We start from the raw sequence: 17,740 nt of genomic DNA on the forward strand, positions 1-17,740 counted from the left end.
CTCAAGTCTCGCCGTCGTGTGTCTGCGCGGTGTCCTGCGGTGCCCAGGTGCCCGGCATCATCGGCATGCTGGGCCCGGCCCCGAATTCATTACCGGACAGGGTGGTCAGCCCCGCCGCGGCAACCGTTGCCTTGCGTGCCGTACCGGCGAAGCCCAGGCTTCCGGCGTCGCTGTCCGACGCCGTCGTCGCCGGCTCGCCCCAGTCCGGATCGACGTCGACGTTCATCTCCAAGAACTCGTCGCCGTGATCGCGCTGCCGCGTCCGCAGGCGCCGCCTGGCCCGCGCCGCCTGCCGCTCCGCCGCCGCGGCGACGGCCGCGGCCGAATCGGGCTCAGGGGACTTCCTTTTCGCACCGGCGGCAGCGCCCGCACTCATGCCCGAACCAAAACCGATACCGGGCGGCGCGAGGGCATACGGAGGTCCGAACGGGATCCCGCCCGAGGCCGGTGGGGCGGCCGGCGCCGGGTTGGCCACCGCGCTGGCCGTGGTCGCAGGCGCGGGGGCGGGCGCCGAAGCGGGGGCCGCGGCGGGTGCGGTGATCGGCGCGGTGCCGAGGGCGGCCGGCAGGCTGGGCGGCGCCGCGGCCGCCGGGGCCGGCGGCATCGGGACCGCACTGGCCGAGGGCCCAAGCCCGGCCAGGTCCGCAAAGCCGCTCAGCGCCCCGAAAGGCGCCACGGCGACGAGCATGGGCACCAACAGCAACTGGGGCTGGGCCGGGAGCCAACTGGCGAGCTGACCCAGGTGAGTGGGCCAGTCGAGCAGCACGAGGTCGGTGATGAACTCGAACGCCGCCGCCGGATTTTCCTGCAGTAGGGCCCCGAACTGTTGAAAATCCGAAAACAGTTCGAGGGCCCGGACCACCCACCAGAGCAGGTCTGCGGGATTGTTATAGGCCTCGTAGGGCAAGCCGTTGAGTGTCCCCTCGACCGGATCCCAATCGAGTCCGAAGAGGCGCAGGATCTGGGCGATGAACTGATTGAGCGGGCTGTCGAACCCGTGCTCATGGTCGTGGTGGTCGTCGTCTTCCTCGTGCTCGTGTTGCACGGTGGCGTCGGATTTCAGGATCGGCGGCGCCGGGTCGGCGTGCGGTGTGGCCGCCACGGCCGCCCCGGAGACGGCCTGATAGGTGCCCATCGTGGCGGCGGCCTGGACCCACATCCGCGCATAGTCGGCCTCGTTGACCGCGATTGGAATGGTGTTGATGCCAAAGAAATTCGTCGCGACCAGGGCGCCGTGGACGACGTGGTTGGTGGCGAGCTCGGGCAGGGTCGGCATCGCCGCCAGCGCGGCGGTATAGGCGGTGCCCACCGTCTCGTGCTGTGCGGCCGCCGCGGCGCTGCGCGCGCTGGCCTGCGTCAGCCACGCCAGATACGGGGCGTGCGCGGTGACGTAGGATTCGGCGCTCCAGCCATGCCACGCCCCGGCCTGCGTCGAGGCCAGCAGCCCGCTGAGTTCTTCTGCCGCCGAGGCGTATTCGGCACCCATCGCGCTCCATGCCGCGGCCGCGGCGAACAGCGAGGCCGGGCCGGGACCGCTGCTCAGCAACGTCGAGTGCACCTCCGGCGGGGAAGCCATCCATATCGGCGAGGTCATCGTCGGACGCCTCCGATGCGGTCAACGATCAGCGGCCTGATCGCGGAGGGCAACGTCATCACGGCAACTCCTGGGCTGGGCGAGCTTTACAGAATCACCGAGAAGGTAAATGCAAATGAATATCGTTATCAATACGGGCGGGCGGATCTCATACCAAAGACATAAAGTGCCTCACCGCCCAGACCGGATCCTGGATTTCTCGTGGGGAATCGGGTCGCCGCGATCGGCCGCCGCGGGATGTGTTGACACGGAGCTGCCCGACGACGTGATCGCGCCCGAGGGGCGCGGTGCGCGTCATTCACGCTTCCAATACGGCCTGGATGGCGCGGAGGCGCCCGTCGGCCAGGGCCTGTGTGAGGTTTTCGGCTTTGCGGGCGAAGTCGGTGACAAAGGCGTGCAGGCCCAGCGGGCCGGCGGGCTGGGCCAGAATCGCCCGCATGAGCTCGGCCGCCTGGTCGGTGAGGTCGCTCCACGCCACGACGGCGAAGCCGGCCGATTCGACGCCGGCACGCAGCTCAGCGGGGGTGACCAGGTGGCTGCGTGCCGCGTGATCGGCCCACGGCAAGGGGTAGTCGAGTTCGCCGCGGTCTCCAATCGTGATGTCCCACAGGGCAAGTCGACCGCCTTTCTTCAGCACTCGTCGCGCCTCGGAGTACAGGCGCGCCTTATCGGCCACGTTCATCTGCACGTGCTGGCTGAAGACGACGTTGAAAGTCGCGTCGTCGAAGGGCAGCGCGGTGACGTCCGCTTGGCGAACCGATATCCGGTCCTCGAGCCCAACAAGCCCGTTGAGCCAGCGGTTCGTCTCGCAGTACTCGCCGGTGAGGTCCACGGCGGTCACCCGCGGGCCGTAGCGATCGGCGACGTAGCGGGCGGTGCCGCCGACACCGCTGCCGGCGTCTAGGACCTCGCTCTCACTCGTGATCCCCGCAAGGTCCGCCAGCTGGGCGGTCGCGATACGGCCCATGGTGTGGAAGTCCTCCAGCAGGGCCAGGTCGGCGGGGGTCAGGCGGTCGAGGTCCTTGCCGGCGGAGACGAGTGCCCGTTCGACGTTGTTGCGCGCCAGGCCCGTCGAGTACTGGGTTTGGATGGTGTCGTTCATTACTGCACCTGAGCCCACGCGGTAATGAGGGGAGGCATCGCGATGAGGGCGTCGGCCGCCCGTGCCTCTTCGCGGAATCGCGGCACGAACTCGTCGATGTCGGCGAGCTCGTCGATGGCGAAGCCCCCTTGTTCGGCGATAGGGGAGACCAGCCGCCACACTTCTGCGAGGTAGGCCAGGATGTCGGCGTCGGCGGCCGTGCCGACCGGCGTGCCGAGGGTCAATCGAGGCGCGCCCAGGCCGGCGTCGGCGAAGAGCGTGTGCAGCGTGGTGCCGAACCGCGGGCTGAGCCCCATGGCCTCGAAGGCGCGAACGATCCCACCCGTCACCCGATGGAACAGCGGCGTATCCGGCACGCCGTGCGCACCGGTGATGTCGTTCTCCGAGAACGCGATCACGCCACCGGGGCGCACGTAGGAACTGAGGCGCCGCAATGTCGCGGCGGGGTCCGGCAAATGCATCAGGATCAATCGGCCGATCACGGCATCCACCGGTTCATCCAGGACAATCGTGTCGACCGCGTTCAAGGTGAAACGCACTGTGGACAAGCCCTTTTCGTGGGCGCGGGCGCGGGCAAGCTCGACCATCGCGGGTGCGGCGTCGACGCCCAGAACCGTCCCCGTCGGACCGACCAGCCGCGCGGCGACAAACGACACATCGCCGGGCCCGGACCCGATATCGAGCACCCGCATGCCCGGCCGCAGCCCGGCGAGTCGCAGCGCGTTCTCCGTGTAGTGGTCGTACAGCCGTCCTTGCAGGAGGAGCCGCCGCACCTCTGCGTCGGCATGGCCCAAGACGTAGGTGCTGCCTTGTGGTGCGGTGCTCATCGCGTTCCCGTCCTTTCCTGTAGAAGCGCCGGCTCCCTTGCTGGGAGAAGCCAGCCGACGACGATCGCCGCGCCGAGCGCGATGCCCGCGCACACCAGCGAGCTCACCCGCATCCCGTCCAGAAACGCGCGGTCAACGGCGGCGCGCACATGGTCGGCTTGCTGTGGGGGGAGACTCTGAATCACTGTGTGCGCCAGTGCCATCGAGTGGCGCATCGCGTCGGCGGGCAATCCCGTCAGTGCGGAAACCCCGAGGTGTCCCGAGTACACCGATGCGAAGATGCTGCCCGCGATGGCGACGCCGAGGGTACCGCCCAGTTCGCGTGTCGTGTCGTTGACGGCCGAACCCACGCCGGCCTTGTCGACCGGCAGCGATCCCATGATGGCCTCCGTAGCCGGCGAAAACGTCAGGCCGAGGCCGCCACCGAGCAACAGCATCTGCATGGCGATCTGGATGTACGGCGTGGCGGCGTCGGCGGTGGACGCCCAGGCCAGGCCGGCCGCGAATACGGCAAGACCGGCGGCGACGACGGCGGTGGTGCCGACGCGTTCGACCAGCCGGGGCCCCAGGATGCTGGCCAGCGCGATCGAGACGGCCACCGGTAACAGGCGCACGCCGGCCTGAAACGCGGTGTAGTCCTTGATGAATTGGAAGTACTGGGTGATGACGAAGATGAATCCGAACAGGGTGAGAAACCCTGCGGTCACCGCCAGGCTGCCGCCGGAGAATCGGGGGTTGAAAAACACCGTGACGTCCAGCATCGGATGGGTACTGCGCTGTTCCCAGCGCGCAAAGGTCGCTAGAAAGGTTGCGGCGAGGGCGAATCCGGCGACGGTCCGCCCGTCAGTCCACCCCCAGGTGGGCGCCTCGATGACTGTGTAGACCAGCATCGTGACTCCGGTCGCGGACAGGATGAGGCCGGGGACGTCAACGCGCGGCGCCGCGGGGTCACGCGAGGTGGGAACGAACAGCCTGGCGCCGACGATGGCCAAGGCCGCGATCGGAATGTTCACCATGAATATCGAGCCCCACCAGAAGTGTTCGAGCAACCATCCGCCGCTGATCGGCCCGACGGCGACTCCGACGCCGACCATCGCCGCCCATAGTCCGATCGCCTTGGCACGCGGTATCGGGTCGGTGAAGATGTTGGTGATCAGGCCCAGCGTGGTCGGGAAGATCACCGCCGCGCCCACACCCATGGCCGCGCGCGCCGCGATCAACGCGTCGGCCGAATTCATCTGTGCGGCAATCGCAGAAGTGATCGCGAACAGTGTGAGCCCGAAGTTGAGCCAGCCTCGCCTGCCGTAGCGGTCGGACAGGCTGCCCGCCGAGAGGAGCAGTCCGGACATCACGAGGGTGTAGGCATCGACGATCCATTGCAGTTGTGCGGTGTCCGCACCGAGTTCACGCGACAACGTGGGCAGCGCGACGTTGACGATGGTGGCGTCGACGCTGATGACGAAGACGCCAAGGCAGATGACGGAGAGCGCGGCAACGGGGTGATTGCGAAACGTCGGCTCAGTGCGCATGGACAAGACAGTAAATCCAATAGACAAAGTAATCAAGTAAGAGGTTGAAAAAATGTCTAACCCAGGTAGGGTGGCCTGGTGGCGTCGCGCAGGAACTACAACCAGAACTGCCCGATCGCGCGCGGCCTCGATGTGCTGGGCGAGCGGTGGACGCTGCTGATCCTGCGCGAACTCGTCGGCGGGGCCCGTCGCTACGGCGACCTGCGGGCCGAACTGCCCGGCATCGCGACCAATCTGCTTGCCGAGAGGCTCAAGGAGCTGCGGGAGGCCGGGCTCATCGAGCGGGCCGACCTGCCGGCCCCGATCGGCCGCACCGTCTACACGCTCAGCGACCTGGGTTGGCAGCGGGTGCTTCCCATCCTGCAGGGCCTCGCGTGGTTCGGCGTGGACCACCTGGACCCGATCGGCGATGGGCCGGTATCGCCGCTCAACGGTTTTCTGGCCGGGATACTGCTCGGCTTCAACTCCGGCGCCGCGAGGGACCTGGAGGCGACTTACCGCGTCGAGATCGACGGCCGCCGTTTCGAATTCGCCGTCACACAGGGCCGCCTGGGCGCGGCTCGTGGGGAGCCCGCGGTGACCTTCACGGCGGCCGCGGCGGATCTCGTCACCGCCCGGCTCGGGGCCGACGAAGCCAAGCGCAACGCCGCCCTGCGGCGAATCGAGTTCGACGGCGACGCCGCTGCCATCCGCGCACTGCGCACCGCGTTTGCGCTGTAGGCCTTGCGGGCGGAGACGACGCGGCCAGCCACTAGACTCTCGTGCGTGGCCGACCCCACTGAAAGCCCTGAACTCGAGATCTCCGAGGTGTCCGGAGCGCCGGCTCGACCGGTGCTGGTCGTGGACTTCGGCGCGCAGTACGCGCAGTTGATCGCCCGGCGCGTCCGCGAGGCGCGGGTGTTCTCCGAGGTCATCCCGCACACCGCCACGGTCGAGGACATCAAGGCCCGCGACCCGCTGGCGCTGGTGCTCTCGGGCGGCCCGGCCAGCGTCTATGCCGACGGCGCGCCCCAGCTCGACCCGGCGCTGTTCGATCTCGGGGTGCCGGTGTTCGGCATCTGTTATGGCTTTCAGGCGATGGCGCAGGCGCTGGGCGGGACAGTCGCCCACACCGGCACCAGCGAATACGGTCGCACCGAACTGAAAGTCCTTGGCGGCGAACTGCATTCGGGTCTACCGAGTGTGCAACCGGTGTGGATGAGCCACGGTGACGCGGTCACGGCCGCACCGGACGGGTTCGAGGTGGTGGCCAGCAGCTCCGGCGCTTCGGTGGCCGGCTTCGAAAACCGGGCCCGCCGCCTGGCCGGCGTGCAATACCACCCGGAAGTCATGCACAGCCCGCACGGGCAGCAGGTGCTCAGCCGATTCCTGCACGACTTCGCCGGTCTCGGCGCGGACTGGACGGCCGCCAACATCGCCGAGGTGCTGATCGAGCAGGTGCGCGCCCAGATCGGTGACGGCCGGGCGATCTGCGGTCTGTCGGGCGGGGTGGATTCCGCGGTGGCGGCCGCGCTGGTCCAGCGCGCCATCGGGGACCGGTTGACCTGTGTGTTCGTCGACCACGGCCTGCTGCGCGCCGGCGAGCGCGCGCAGGTCCAGCGCGACTTCGTCGCCGCCACCGGGGCCAACCTGGTCACCGTCGACGCGGCCGACACCTTCCTCTCCGCACTCGCGGGCGTGACCAATCCCGAAGGCAAGCGCAAGATCATCGGCCGCCAGTTCATCCGGGCCTTCGAGGGTGCGGTGCGGGATATCGTGGGGGACAACGATTCTGACGTGGAGTTCCTGGTGCAGGGCACGCTGTATCCGGACGTGGTGGAATCGGGCGGCGGCAGCGGGACCGCGAACATCAAGAGCCACCACAACGTCGGCGGCCTGCCCGACGACCTGAAGTTCACGCTCGTCGAGCCGCTGCGGCTGCTGTTCAAGGACGAGGTGCGCGCGGTTGGCCGCGAGCTGGGACTGCCGGAGGAAATCGTTGCGCGCCAACCCTTTCCGGGTCCGGGCCTGGGGATCCGGATCGTCGGGGAGGTCACCGCTGCCCGGTTGGACACGCTGCGGCGTGCGGACTCGATCGCCCGCGAGGAACTCACCGCGGCCGGCCTGGACGCCCTGATCTGGCAGTGCCCGGTGGTGCTGCTGGGCGACGTCCGCTCGGTCGGGGTGCAGGGCGACGGTCGCACCTACGGGCACCCGATCGTGCTGCGCCCGGTGTCCAGCGAGGACGCCATGACCGCGGACTGGACCCGGGCGCCCTACGAGGTGCTGGAGCGTATCTCGACCCGGATCACCAACGAGGTGGCCGAGGTCAACCGCGTGGTGCTGGACATCACCAGCAAACCGCCCGGCACCATCGAATGGGAGTAGGCGGCCCGGCCTAGTCGCCCGCGAAAATGCGGCCACATGGCACCCATCAGCCACACCAGTACCGATCGCATAACGCTGCCCCTTGCGTCGCTTGACGGTTGTCGGAGGGGGGTGTTTACTTCGAAATGTATCGAACATACATTCGAACGCACTTCCCCGAACGTGGTGTAGGAGGCTGTCATGACCGCGGCTTTTGCCTCCAGCCACCGCCAGGAAACCCGCGCTGAGCAGCTGGAATCGCTTCGCCGGCGGATGGCGAGCATCACCGGGAGGAAGGCCGGGCCCGCCGCCGCGCCCGCCGACGATCTGCTGCCGGACTCGGAGTCGCAGCTGGCCCTCCCGCCGTGGCTGGCCGACCTGCTGCCCGCGCCGGTGCCGCGGGGAACGGTCGCGGTGCTCTCGGGTGCCCGGTCGCTGTTGCTGAGCGTGGTGGCCGCCGTCACGGCGGCCGGTGGCAACGCCGCAATCGTGGGCCAGCCGGACATCGGGCTGCTGGCCGCCGCGGAGATGGGGGCGGATCTGAGCCGGCTCGCGGTGATACCGGATCCCGGCACCGATCCGGTGGAGGTGGCCGCGGTGCTCGTCGACGGCATGGACCTGGTGGTCCTGGGGCTGGGCGGGCGCCGGGTGCCGCCGACCCGGGCGCGGGCGGTGGTGGCCCGCGCCCGGAACAAGGGCTGCACCCTGTTGGTCACCGGCGGCGATTGGCAGGGGGCGCCGACGCGCCTTGCCGCCCGGGTCTGTGGGTACGAGATCACCGCCGAGGGCCGTCCTGGATTCGGCCGCATTGGCGGGGTGCGGCTGCAGGTCAGCGGGACGTGTGCGGGACGACGGGTGACGGCCCAGGCTCGAGCCGGGTAAAAACCGTGGTAAACCCTTCTGGTTCAAGGGTTTTGGCGATCTGGTGCATGGATTGGCCCGCGGTCGCGGCGGCGGCCGCCGCGGGTCTGTCCGCGACATCCCCGATCGCGGTCACGCTGGCCAACCGGGTGATCGCCTGTTCGTCGGCCGCCCGTGCGGCGGGAGTGCGGCGGGGGCTGCGGCGCCGGGAGGCGGCGGCGCGGTGCCCGCAACTGCACGTCACCGCCGCCGACGCGGACCGCGACGCCCGCTTCTTCGAGGCGGTGATCGCGGCGGTGGACGACCTGGTGCCCCGCGCCGAGGTGCTGCGGCCCGGCCTCCTGGTGTTGCCGGTGCGCGGGGCGGCCCGCTATTTCGGGTCCGAGGCCACCGCGGCCGAACGCCTGATCGACGCGGTGGCCGCCGCCGGCGCCGAGTGTCAGGCCGGGACCGCCGACCGGTTGTCCACCGCGGTCTTCGCGGCCCGGGCGGGCCGGATCGTCGAGCCGGGAGGCGACGCGAAATTTTTGTCGGTGCTGTCCATCCGCCAACTTGCCACCGAACCGAGCCTGTCCGGTGCCGGCCGCGAAGAACTGACGGACCTGTTGTGGCGGATGGGGATTCGCACCATCGGGCAGTTCGCCGCGCTGTCGCGCAGCGACGTGGCCTCCAGGTTCGGCGCCGACGGGGTGACCGCGCACCGGTTGGCCCGCGGCGAGCCCGAACGGCCGCCCTCCGGGCGGGAGCCGCCCGCCGAACTCGAGGCCGTGCTGGACTGCGATCCACCGATCGACCGGGTCGATGCCGCGGCGTTCGCCGGCCGCTCGTTGGCCGGTAGGCTGCATCAGGCGCTGATGGACGCCGGCGTGGGATGCACCCGGCTGGCCATCCACGCCGTCACCGCCAACGGCGAAGAACTGCACCGGGTGTGGCGGTGCGCCGAACCGTTGACCGAGGACGCCACCGCCGATCGGGTGCGCTGGCAGCTCGACGGATGGTTGAGCAGCCGCACCGCGCGCACTCCCCGTCCCACCGCCGCGGTGACGCTGTTGCGGCTTGCCGCAGTGGAGGTGGTCTCGGCCGAGGCGCTGCAGCTGCCGCTCTGGGGCGGCCTGGGCGAGGAGGACAGGCTGCGGGCCCGCCGCGCGCTGGTACGGGTGCAGGGCCTGCTCGGCCCGGAGGCGGTGCGGGTGCCGGTGCTGTCCGGCGGGCGCGGCCCGGCCGAGCGCATCACGCTGATCCCGCTCGGCGACGAGCCGGTGCCGCGGGCCGATCCCGATCTGCCGTGGCCCGGCCGGTTGCCCGAGCCGTCACCGGCGGTGCTGCTGGACGAACCGGTGGAACTGCTTGACGCCCAAGGGAATCCGATACGGGTGACCATCCGGGGGCTGTTCTCCGCCGACCCCGCGCGCATCGTCGCCCACGGCCGGGACGAACGGCTGTGCTGGTGGTCCGGGCCCTGGCCGGTCGACGAGCGGTGGTGGGATCCCGACCTGGGCAAGGGCCGCACCGCCCGCGCCCAGGTGTTGCTGGAGAGCGAGCGTGCGCTGCTGCTGTGCTATCGCCAGCGGCACTGGTACGTGGAGGGGAGTTACGAATAGTCTTGTTACCGAGCGTATTCGACGCGTCGCAACGCGTCGGGGGTGAGGTCCTTGAGCGAGGGATACCCGTCGACGGCCATGATCAGGTCCGCTTCGGCCAGCAGCGAGCGCAACACGTGCACGATGCCGTCGACACCACCGACCGCCAACCCGTAGGCGTACGGCCGGCCGATCCCAACGGCGGTCGCACCCAGGGCTAGCGCCTTGATGATGTCGGCGCCCCCGCGCACCCCCGAGTCGAACAGCACCGGTATCCCGTCGGCGGCCTCGAGGACCCCGGGCAGGCAATCTAGGCAGGGCAGCCCGCCGTTGGCTTGCCGTCCGCCATGGTTGGAGCAGTAAATGGCGTCCACGCCAAGGTCTTTGGCGCGGCGAACGTCGTCGGGATGGCAGATGCCCTTGACCATCAGCGGCAGGCTGGTCTCGGACCGCAGCCACTCCAGGTCCTCCCACCGGAACGGCCCACCGAAGATCGGCAGCTTACGCACCGCCGCCTCCGTGGCGTCTTCACCCCGGCTCAGCGTGGCGCGAAAAACCGGGTCGCTGGTGTAGTTGGCCAGGCACCCGCTGGGCACCTGCGGGTAGTTCCCGCCGCTCAGGTCGCGGGGACGCCAGCCGGTGACCCAGGTGTCCAGGGTGACGGCGATGCCCTTGAAGCCGACCGCCTCGGCCCGGTGCACCAGGCTGGCGGCCATCTTGCGGTTCGGGGGCGTGTACAGCTGGAAAAACGCCGGGGTATCACCGAGGTCGGCGGCGAGGTTTTCCATCGGGTCGGCCGACAGTGTTCCCACGAAAAACGGCACGCCGGTGCGGACCGAGGCACGCACACAGAGCATGTCCCCGTGGCCGTCGGGGTCGCACACCCCGATGACGCCGATGGGTGCCATGAAGATGGGAGACGGAAACCTGATGCCGAACAACTCGACGGACATATCGCGCTGCTCGGGGGCGATCCCCATGCGCGGATACAAGCCCCACCGCTTGAAGGCCTCGCAGTTGGCGCGCTGGGTGTGCTCGTCACCGGCGCCGCCGGCCACATAGCCCAGCACTTTCGGCGTCATCGCCGCCGCGGCCTTGGCCTCCAGCTCCTCGAACCTGATCGGATACTGCGGCTGATTGCCGTGCAGCGACTCCTCGTACAGCTCGTTTTGATACTCGGCGAAAGCCATAGTCGGGGCTTTACCCCCGGCTCCGCCCACCAAACGAGGCTCAGTACCGCCCGAAGACGGTGGCCACGTTGTGTCCGCCGAAGCCGAACGAGTTGTTGATGGCGTACTCGTAGTTGCCGGGGCGTGGTTTGCCGGCCACGACGTCCAGGTCGACTTCGGGGTCGAGGTTTTCCAGGTTGAGCGTGGGCGGGACGACCTGGTCGCGCAGGGCGAGCACGGTCAGGATGGATTCCACCGCGCCGACCGCGCCCACCGAGTGGCCCAGGGCGGCCTTGGGGGCGTAGACGGCGGCGTTGCCGCCGTGCGGGCCCAGGGCGTTGTTGATGGCCTGGGCCTCGGCGACGTCGCCGACGGAGGTGCCGGTGGCGTGGGCGTTGACGTGGTGAATGTCGGACGGGCTCAGGCCGGCGAGCTGGATGGCGCGGCTCATGGCGTGCCCGGCGCGTTCGCCGTTGGGGTCCGGGGCGACCATGTGGTAGCCGTCGGAGGTGATGCTGGCGCCCATGATGCGGGCCAAGATATTGGCGCCGCGAGCTTTGGCGTGTTCTTCGGTTTCGATGACCATCAGCGCGCCGGCCTCGCCGAACACGAAGCCGGTGCGGTCGCGGTCGAACGGGCGGCAGGCCCCCGCCGGGTCGTCGTTCTTGGTCGACATCACGATGCGCATCTGGGCGAACGCCGCGATCGCGACCGCCTCGATCCGGACCTCGACGCCACCGCAGATGGCCACATCGGCCTCGCCGAACACGATGTTGCGCCAGGCCTGCGCCACGCCCTCGGAACCCGACGCGCACGCCGACACCGGCGTGATCACCCCGGCCTTGGCGCGCCGCTCCAGGGCCACCGCGACGGCCGCGCCGTCGGGCATGTACTTCGACACCGCCAGCGGCGAGACCCCCGCGATGCCCCGGGCGCGCAAATCGTCATAACTGAACACGATCTGCTCGGCGGACCCCAGACCGGTGCCGATCGACACCATCAGGCGGTTGGGGTCGACCTCGGGGGAGCCGGCGTTCTCCCAGACCCGCCGGCTCAACACGGCCGACATACGCTGCAGATAGCCCATCCGGTGGCGTTCGGCGCGGGTCAGCGCGCCGTCGAAGTCCTCCAGCAGGTGCCCGCCGATGCGGACCGGCAGGTCGAACTCCTCGACGAAGGAATCCTCGAGTTTGCGGATACCACTTTGGCTGTCCAGCAGCAGCTTCCAGGTGCTCTCGGCGTCCGTGGCCAGCGCCGTCGTCATGGCCACGCCCGTGACGACCACGTTCGGCAACGTTTTCCCGGTAACCAACTCCGTCATGACTCGCAAAACCTTTCACTTGATGAGAGCCGATGACGCTGGACGTCGAGCCCCACTCCCCACCAAATCGTCAGATACAAACCTCCATTGTCCCAACATCGAAAAGTCGGGGCAACGAGACACGGCGAAAGCCGGATTCCCGGCCCAAAAACCCGCCATCAGCTGCTCGTTTTTCGTTGGACGGCGCGGCGGATCCGCCGCTAGCCGGCGCGCACCGCCTGCGCTCGCGCCATCAGCCCGCGACCGCCGGGCAGGGCGCCCACCACGGTGCGGGCCAGCCGGTCGCGCCCGCGGATGCCGTCGGTCCTGGCTCGCCCGGCGCGCAGATGCCGCCAGCCGAGCGCCGCCCAGGACGCAGCGACGGCGGCGTCGGTCACCCCGCCGCGGGCGCGGCGCCGGTCGACCACGGCCAGGCCGAGCGCGGTCGCGGAGTGCACGGCGTCGACCCAGACGCCGGCCGCCAGCACCTCGGGGCCGGGGTTGACTCCCGACAGCAGCGCCTGGGCCAGATGGCGGGCGCCCAGGATCCGGGTGACGACGAGCGCCTTGCGGTCGACCCGGACCCCGTGGATGTGGTCGAGCACCTCGGCGGGTGCGGCCACCAACACCGCGCCCCACCCGGCCCGGATCAGCTCGATCGCCCGAATCTTCATTCGGCGCCCCCTAATTGCCGCGCGAAAGGACCCACCCGGTCGATGAATCGATCGAAGAACGCCGCGGCGTCCACGTCAATCCCGATCAGCGCGTTGGGTTCTCGACGATCCGTCCAATCGGTCACCGTCATGGCGCGGGTCAGGGTCCCGGTCAGTTCGATGTCCACCGTCGCCGGGCGCGTCGTGACGAGGTCGGGGTCCAGCGCGACGGCGGCGGCCAACGGATCGTGCATGTGCGCCTGATACCCGTGGCCCAGTTGGTGATAGGCCTCCAGATAGAACCGCGTCGCGTCCTCGATCACCCGAATCAGCGGATTGGACGCGCGCGAACGGGTTCCGGGTTCGTCGTGTTCGCTCAGCCGCGTCGTCGTCGACTCCGCGGCCGCGGCCAGCCGCGCAAGGTGATCCGGCGTCAACGCGACCTTGCGGGTCAGGTCCAGGCCGCATAGGATCGGAAGTCGCTGTCGTCCACTGGTTTCGGGGCACCATGCCGCCAGCACCTCGGCAGCGGCCTCGGGATCGACGCTGATGTTCCACTCCGCCACCGCGGTGGTGTTACCCCGGTGGTCGTAGGACCCGCCCATGATCACCAGGCGGCGCAGCAGCGTCGGCAGCTCGGGCTCGGCGCGCAGCGCCAGCGCCAGGTTGGTCAACGGGCCCGTCGCCACCCCGATGAGCTCGCCGGGAAAGGCCCGCGCCGCGCGCACCCAGGCGCTGGCCGAGTCGTAGTCGGTGAGCCGACCCGATCCCGGCGGCAGGTCGGCATAGCCCAATCCCCTGGGGCCGTGGACTTTTGAGGGCAACCGCATGGGGCCGGTCAGGGTCTCCGGAGAACCCTGGGAGACCGGTATGCCGGTGCGCCGGCACAGCGCCAGCAGGCCCAGGTTGTTTTCGCAAACCTGTTCCACCCCAACGTTTCCCCCGGTCGAGGCGATGCCGGCCACGTCGGCGTCCGGGCTGGCGAACAGGTAGATCAGCGCCAGCGCATCGTCCACGCCGGTATCGACGTCAACGAAAACGGGCGCATTCATTGTCTCCAACATACCGGCGCTAGGCTGGCAAGATGCCAACGACGTCGGAGCCCCCCGAGGGGACTGATCTCACGCCGCACTTCGACGATGTGCAGGCCCACTACGACCTGTCGGACGACTTCTTCCGGCTATTCCTCGACCCCACCCAGACCTACAGCTGCGCGTACTTCGAACGCGACGACATGACGCTGGAAGAGGCCCAGATCGCCAAGATCGACCTCGCCCTCGGCAAACTCGGGCTGCAACCGGGCATGACGCTGCTCGACGTCGGCTGCGGTTGGGGCGCCACCATGATGCGGGCCCAGCAAAAGTACGACGTCAACGTCGTCGGCCTCACCCTGAGCCGCAACCAGGCCGACCACGTCGAACAGCTGATCGCCCAGTCCGGCAGCCCTCGTTCGGCACGGGTCCTGCTGCAGGGCTGGGAGCAGTTCGACGAGCCGGTCGACCGGATCGTCAGCATCGGCGCCTTCGAGCACTTCGGGCACGAGCGCTACGACGCGTTCTTCACCCTGATGCACGACCTGCTGCCCGACGAGGGGGCCATGCTGCTGCATACCATCACCGGGCTGCACCCGACGGAGATGGCCGAGCGTGGCATGCCCATCTCGTTCACGTTCGCCCGGTTCATCAAATTCATTGTCACCGAGATCTTTCCGGGCGGGCGGCTGCCGTCGATACCGATGGTCGAAGAGCGCGCGACCGCGAACGGCTTCACCGTGAGCCGCGTGCAGTCGCTGCAGCCGCACTACGCCAAGACGCTCGACATCTGGGCCGCCGCACTGCAAGCCCATAAGGACGAGGCCATCGCGCTGCAGTCCGAGGAAGTCTACGAGCGGTACATGAAATACCTGACCGGTTGCGCCGACGCATTCCGGATCGGATACACCGACGTCAACCAGTTCACGCTGCAGAAGTGACTACCAGTGCACCCCGGGCACCAGGCGGACCAGCCGCTTGACCGGACGGGGTGTCCGGATGCCGCGGGTGACGGCGCGCACGGGCCGGCTGGGCCTGCGCCGCGGAGTCCGCGGGGCTGGGCTCGGGGCCGGTTCGGCGGTCAGCCCGCGCGCCGCGGCCGAGTCGGGATAACCGAGGTAGAGCTGGTGCAGGACCCGCCGGGAAGTCCGCGGGGCGAAGTAGTTGCCGGCCTCGGCGAGCGTGCCCAGCGGGGTGTCGATGCGGGCCGGTTTGTCAACCAGGCCACGCACCACCATCGCCGCCGCGCGCTCGGGGCTGATCGCCGGCACCGGGTTGAGCCGGTGCGAGGGCGCGATCATGGGCGTGCGCACCAGCGGCATGTGGATGTTGGTGAAGGTGATGTGGTCGGAGAGCACCTCCGTGCCCACCACGTCGGAGAACGCGTCCAGCGCCGCCTTCGACGGCAGGTAGGAGCTGTACTTCGGGTTGCGTGCCTGCACACCGGCGCTCGACACGTTGACGACGTGGCCGAATCGGCGCTCACGCCAATGGGGTAGCAGCGCCAACACCATGCGCACCGCGCCGAAGTAGTTGACCGCCATCACCCGCTCGTAGTCGTGCAGCCGGTCGGTGGAGTTGACCACCGAGCGGCGGATCGACCGGCCGGCGTTGTTCACCAGGTAGTCGACGTGGTCGAAGCGGCCCAGGATGTCCTTGACGGTGTGTTCCACCGACGCGGAATCGGTGACGTCACAGGTAAAGGCATGGGCGGCACCACCATTGGCGCGGATCTCGGCGACCAGCGAATCCAGCGCCGCGCCGTTGCGGGCCAGCGCGAACACGGTGGCGCCCCGCTCGGCGATCGCGATGGCCGCCGCGCGGCCGATGCCGCTGGACGCCCCGGTGATGATGACGTGCCGGCCCCGCAACGGTTCCCGTGCATCGTCGCGGCGCGCGCGATCGGGATCGAGGTGCTCCGCCCAGTACCGCCACAGCATGGGCGCGTAGCCGGCGAACTCGGGAACCTCGATCCCGGTGCCCCGCAAGGCCTCTCGCGTCTTCTCGCTGACGAAGGTGGGCGCCAGGTCGACCACGTCCAGCACCTCGGCGGGGATGCCCAGCTGGGTGGCCGCCATGTTGCGCACCACCCTGGCGCGACCGCGCACCTTGAGCACCGGGGCGGCCACCGCGCGGGGGAGTGACCCGCGCAGCGGCGGCAGCCCGGCCGCCTTGGCCACGCCGCGGTAGATGCCGCGCAGGCCGATGGTCTTCTCGGCGGTCAGGTGGAACGTCTGCCTGTCGCGGCCGTCGGCGTGCATCAGGGCGACCAGCGCGTCGACGACGTAGTCCACCGGCACGATGTTGGTGCGGCCGGTGTCCGGCAACAAGATCGGGGTCAGCGACGGCAGCACCGCCAACTTGGCCAGCACCCCGAAGAAGTAGTACGGGCCGTCCACCTTGTCCATCTCGCCGGTGCGCGAATCGCCCACCACCACCGCCGGGCGATAGATGCGATGACGCAGGCCCGGCGCCGAGCGCACCAGCAGCTCGGCTTCGAACTTGGTCTGGTGATAGGGCGTCGGCAGCCGCTGGCCGACGTCGAAGTCGTCCTCCGTGTATTCGCCGGGGAAATCGCCGGCCACCGCGATCGACGACACATGGTGCAACGTCGCGTCCAACCGCTGCGCCAGCGCGATCACCGCGCGGGTGCCCTCGACGTTGCTGGCCCGCTGTTCGGGTTCACCGGCGGTGATGTCATAGATCGCCGCGCAGTGCACCACGTGATCGACCCGACCCAGCTCGGCGAGCACCTCGTCGCTCAGTTCCAGCTCCGGCAGCGCGCCGACCAGCGGTTTTACCCGCTCGCCCCAATCGGTCGCGAGCCGCTCGAAGCGGCCCAGCGACTGGCGCCGCACCAGCACCCACACCCGCGCGTCGGCGCGGGACTCCAGAAGACGAGACACGACGCGGCGACCAATAAACCCGGTACCGCCGGTAACGACATACCGCATGAAGACATCGTGGCGGCGGCGGCCGCGCACGTCAACCGCCGATGTCGCGCAGTGGCGACTAGTTGTGGAAGTCGCGGATCCCGTCCCAGTCCACCAGCGTCCAGCCGGTCAGTGGGTTACCGCTGATCACCACGCGACCCGTGTTGGGGATCGGGTGGCTGCTCATCAGGCTGTCCTTGGCGTTGCGCGCGTTCATCAGCGTCCACACCATGATCGAGTTGCGGTGCGAGAACACCACCGGGTTGCGGTGGCCGCTGTTGTAGATCTTGTTGATCGCCGCGGTGAACTGGTCGTTGAACTCCTTGCCGCTGATCGACCCGGGGATGCTGTTGGAGACGTCGCCGTTGATCCAGTCCACCGGCGCCACCATGTACGTCGACTTCGCCATCGACTCGGGCCTGCCGTTGAACCAGCCGGCGTTGATCTCCTGGATGCCGGGCAGCACCTCCACCTGCTTGCCGAGTTCGGCGGCCAGCGGGGCCGCGGTCTGCTGCGTCCGGGTCATGGTGGAGGCGTAAACGCTGTCGTAGTCCTTGCGGCCGAGTTGGTGCGCGAGCTGTTCGGCCTGTCCCTTGCCCTCGGGCGTCAGGCCGGGACCCGGCACCTCGGTGTCGATGACGCCGCTGGCGTTGGCCTCGGACTGGGCGTGCCGGATCAACGTCACCGTGATGGACCGCGCCTGCGGTGAACCGCCCCCGCAGCCGGCGACGATCATCGCGGCGGTGAGGGCGGCGAGCGCCACGGAGAACGTGCGGATCATGCTGCGCTTGGGCATGGGAGATAGCCTGCCCTGC

At 69.3% G+C, this 17,740-nt stretch carries 15 protein-coding genes; 5 read left to right on the forward strand and 10 right to left on the reverse strand.

All coding sequences use genetic code 11. The features are described 5' to 3' along the window. Position 1: 1 nt before the first annotated feature. The 4 genes from AC5Y5B_RS19685 to AC5Y5B_RS19700 all read right to left on the reverse strand — a co-directional run bounded on the left by AC5Y5B_RS19685 (position 2) and on the right by AC5Y5B_RS19700 (position 5,052). Positions 2-1,594, reverse strand: a complete 1,593-nt coding sequence (locus tag AC5Y5B_RS19685) for a PPE family protein (protein ID WP_500006157.1) — start codon at positions 1,592-1,594, stop codon at positions 2-4. 298 nt (positions 1,595-1,892) lie between these two features. Then, positions 1,893-2,696: a class I SAM-dependent methyltransferase gene (locus AC5Y5B_RS19690; RefSeq protein WP_500006158.1), complete on the reverse strand. Its 804-nt coding sequence runs from the start codon at positions 2,694-2,696 to the stop codon at positions 1,893-1,895. Further along, positions 2,696-3,523: a methyltransferase domain-containing protein gene (locus AC5Y5B_RS19695; protein WP_112635600.1), complete on the reverse strand. Its 828-nt coding sequence runs from the start codon at positions 3,521-3,523 to the stop codon at positions 2,696-2,698. Before AC5Y5B_RS19695 ends, AC5Y5B_RS19690 begins: the two co-directional genes overlap by 1 nt. After that, the gene (locus tag AC5Y5B_RS19700; protein WP_500006159.1) at positions 3,520-5,052 is read right to left on the reverse strand and encodes an MFS transporter; all 1,533 of its coding nucleotides are present in this window, start codon (positions 5,050-5,052) and stop codon (positions 3,520-3,522) included. Before AC5Y5B_RS19700 ends, AC5Y5B_RS19695 begins: the two co-directional genes overlap by 4 nt. A 78-nt stretch (positions 5,053-5,130) precedes the next feature. Here AC5Y5B_RS19700 and AC5Y5B_RS19705 point away from each other — a divergent pair, with 78 nt between their 5' ends. The 4 genes from AC5Y5B_RS19705 (at position 5,131) to AC5Y5B_RS19720 (ending at position 9,860) form a co-directional block, all read left to right on the forward strand. Further along, positions 5,131-5,772: a winged helix-turn-helix transcriptional regulator gene (locus AC5Y5B_RS19705; RefSeq protein WP_112635606.1), complete on the forward strand. Its 642-nt coding sequence runs from the start codon at positions 5,131-5,133 to the stop codon at positions 5,770-5,772. 78 nt (positions 5,773-5,850) lie between these two features. Then, positions 5,851-7,419 carry a glutamine-hydrolyzing GMP synthase gene (gene guaA, locus AC5Y5B_RS19710; protein ID WP_430920213.1) on the forward strand — a complete coding sequence of 523 codons (1,569 nt, stop codon included), beginning with the start codon at positions 5,851-5,853 and terminating at the stop codon, positions 7,417-7,419. 180 nt (positions 7,420-7,599) lie between these two features. Next, positions 7,600-8,280 (forward strand): DnaE2-dependent mutagenesis accessory factor ImuA', encoded by a 681-nt coding sequence (imuA', locus tag AC5Y5B_RS19715; RefSeq protein WP_112635610.1) that lies wholly within the window; start codon positions 7,600-7,602, stop codon positions 8,278-8,280. 47 nt (positions 8,281-8,327) lie between these two features. After that, positions 8,328-9,860, forward strand: coding sequence for a DNA polymerase Y family protein (locus AC5Y5B_RS19720; protein ID WP_500006160.1), 1,533 nt, complete (start codon positions 8,328-8,330; stop codon positions 9,858-9,860). A 5-nt stretch (positions 9,861-9,865) separates the two neighbouring features. Here AC5Y5B_RS19720 and AC5Y5B_RS19725 read toward each other — a convergent pair whose 3' ends face one another. The 4 genes from AC5Y5B_RS19725 to AC5Y5B_RS19740 form a co-directional block, all read right to left on the reverse strand. After that, complete coding sequence (locus tag AC5Y5B_RS19725; RefSeq protein WP_500006161.1) at positions 9,866-11,029, reverse strand: alpha-hydroxy-acid oxidizing protein; 1,164 nt, start codon at positions 11,027-11,029, stop codon at positions 9,866-9,868. A gap of 40 nt (positions 11,030-11,069) precedes the next feature. Continuing rightward, positions 11,070-12,329: a 3-oxoacyl-ACP synthase KasB gene (gene kasB / locus AC5Y5B_RS19730; protein WP_500006162.1), complete on the reverse strand. Its 1,260-nt coding sequence runs from the start codon at positions 12,327-12,329 to the stop codon at positions 11,070-11,072. Positions 12,330-12,529: 200 nt separating this feature from the next. Next, positions 12,530-12,982, reverse strand: a complete 453-nt coding sequence (locus AC5Y5B_RS19735; protein WP_289176567.1) for a hypothetical protein — start codon at positions 12,980-12,982, stop codon at positions 12,530-12,532. Beyond that, complete coding sequence (locus AC5Y5B_RS19740; protein ID WP_500006163.1) at positions 12,979-14,013, reverse strand: nucleoside hydrolase; 1,035 nt, start codon at positions 14,011-14,013, stop codon at positions 12,979-12,981. Before AC5Y5B_RS19740 ends, AC5Y5B_RS19735 begins: the two co-directional genes overlap by 4 nt. 32 nt (positions 14,014-14,045) lie before the next feature. Between AC5Y5B_RS19740 and cmaA1 the strand changes: the two genes are divergently transcribed. Beyond that, positions 14,046-14,933 carry a cyclopropane mycolic acid synthase CmaA1 gene (cmaA1, locus tag AC5Y5B_RS19745; protein ID WP_500006164.1) on the forward strand — a complete coding sequence of 296 codons (888 nt, stop codon included), beginning with the start codon at positions 14,046-14,048 and terminating at the stop codon, positions 14,931-14,933. Here cmaA1 and AC5Y5B_RS19750 read toward each other — a convergent pair whose 3' ends face one another. After that, positions 14,934-16,946, reverse strand: a complete 2,013-nt coding sequence (locus AC5Y5B_RS19750; protein ID WP_500006165.1) for an SDR family oxidoreductase — start codon at positions 16,944-16,946, stop codon at positions 14,934-14,936. It lies immediately after the preceding gene. A 58-nt stretch (positions 16,947-17,004) separates the two neighbouring features. Then, a complete protein-coding gene (locus AC5Y5B_RS19755; RefSeq protein WP_112635690.1) occupies positions 17,005-17,721 on the reverse strand; it encodes a histidine phosphatase family protein in 717 nt (238 codons plus the stop codon). Positions 17,722-17,740: the final 19 nt, after the last annotated feature.

The organism is Mycobacterium sp. NGS33 (assembly GCF_059812885.1).

Excerpts from the sequence above, each read along its gene's own strand:
- AC5Y5B_RS19685 (WP_500006157.1), bottom strand. The coding sequence starts at position 1,594 with ATGACCTCGCCGATATGGATGGCTTCCCCGCCGGAGGTGCACTCGACG.
- AC5Y5B_RS19690 (WP_500006158.1), bottom strand. The coding sequence starts at position 2,696 with ATGAACGACACCATCCAAACCCAGTACTCGACGGGCCTGGCGCGCAAC.
- AC5Y5B_RS19695 (WP_112635600.1), bottom strand. The coding sequence starts at position 3,523 with ATGAGCACCGCACCACAAGGCAGCACCTACGTCTTGGGCCATGCCGAC.
- AC5Y5B_RS19700 (WP_500006159.1), bottom strand. The coding sequence starts at position 5,052 with ATGCGCACTGAGCCGACGTTTCGCAATCACCCCGTTGCCGCGCTCTCC.
- imuA' (WP_112635610.1), top strand. The coding sequence starts at position 7,600 with ATGACCGCGGCTTTTGCCTCCAGCCACCGCCAGGAAACCCGCGCTGAG.
- AC5Y5B_RS19720 (WP_500006160.1), top strand. The coding sequence starts at position 8,328 with ATGGATTGGCCCGCGGTCGCGGCGGCGGCCGCCGCGGGTCTGTCCGCG.
- AC5Y5B_RS19725 (WP_500006161.1), bottom strand. The coding sequence starts at position 11,029 with ATGGCTTTCGCCGAGTATCAAAACGAGCTGTACGAGGAGTCGCTGCAC.
- kasB (WP_500006162.1), bottom strand. The coding sequence starts at position 12,329 with ATGACGGAGTTGGTTACCGGGAAAACGTTGCCGAACGTGGTCGTCACG.
- AC5Y5B_RS19735 (WP_289176567.1), bottom strand. The coding sequence starts at position 12,982 with ATGAAGATTCGGGCGATCGAGCTGATCCGGGCCGGGTGGGGCGCGGTG.
- AC5Y5B_RS19740 (WP_500006163.1), bottom strand. The coding sequence starts at position 14,013 with ATGAATGCGCCCGTTTTCGTTGACGTCGATACCGGCGTGGACGATGCG.
- cmaA1 (WP_500006164.1), top strand. The coding sequence starts at position 14,046 with ATGCCAACGACGTCGGAGCCCCCCGAGGGGACTGATCTCACGCCGCAC.
- AC5Y5B_RS19750 (WP_500006165.1), bottom strand. The coding sequence starts at position 16,946 with ATGCGGTATGTCGTTACCGGCGGTACCGGGTTTATTGGTCGCCGCGTC.
- AC5Y5B_RS19755 (WP_112635690.1), bottom strand. The coding sequence starts at position 17,721 with ATGCCCAAGCGCAGCATGATCCGCACGTTCTCCGTGGCGCTCGCCGCC.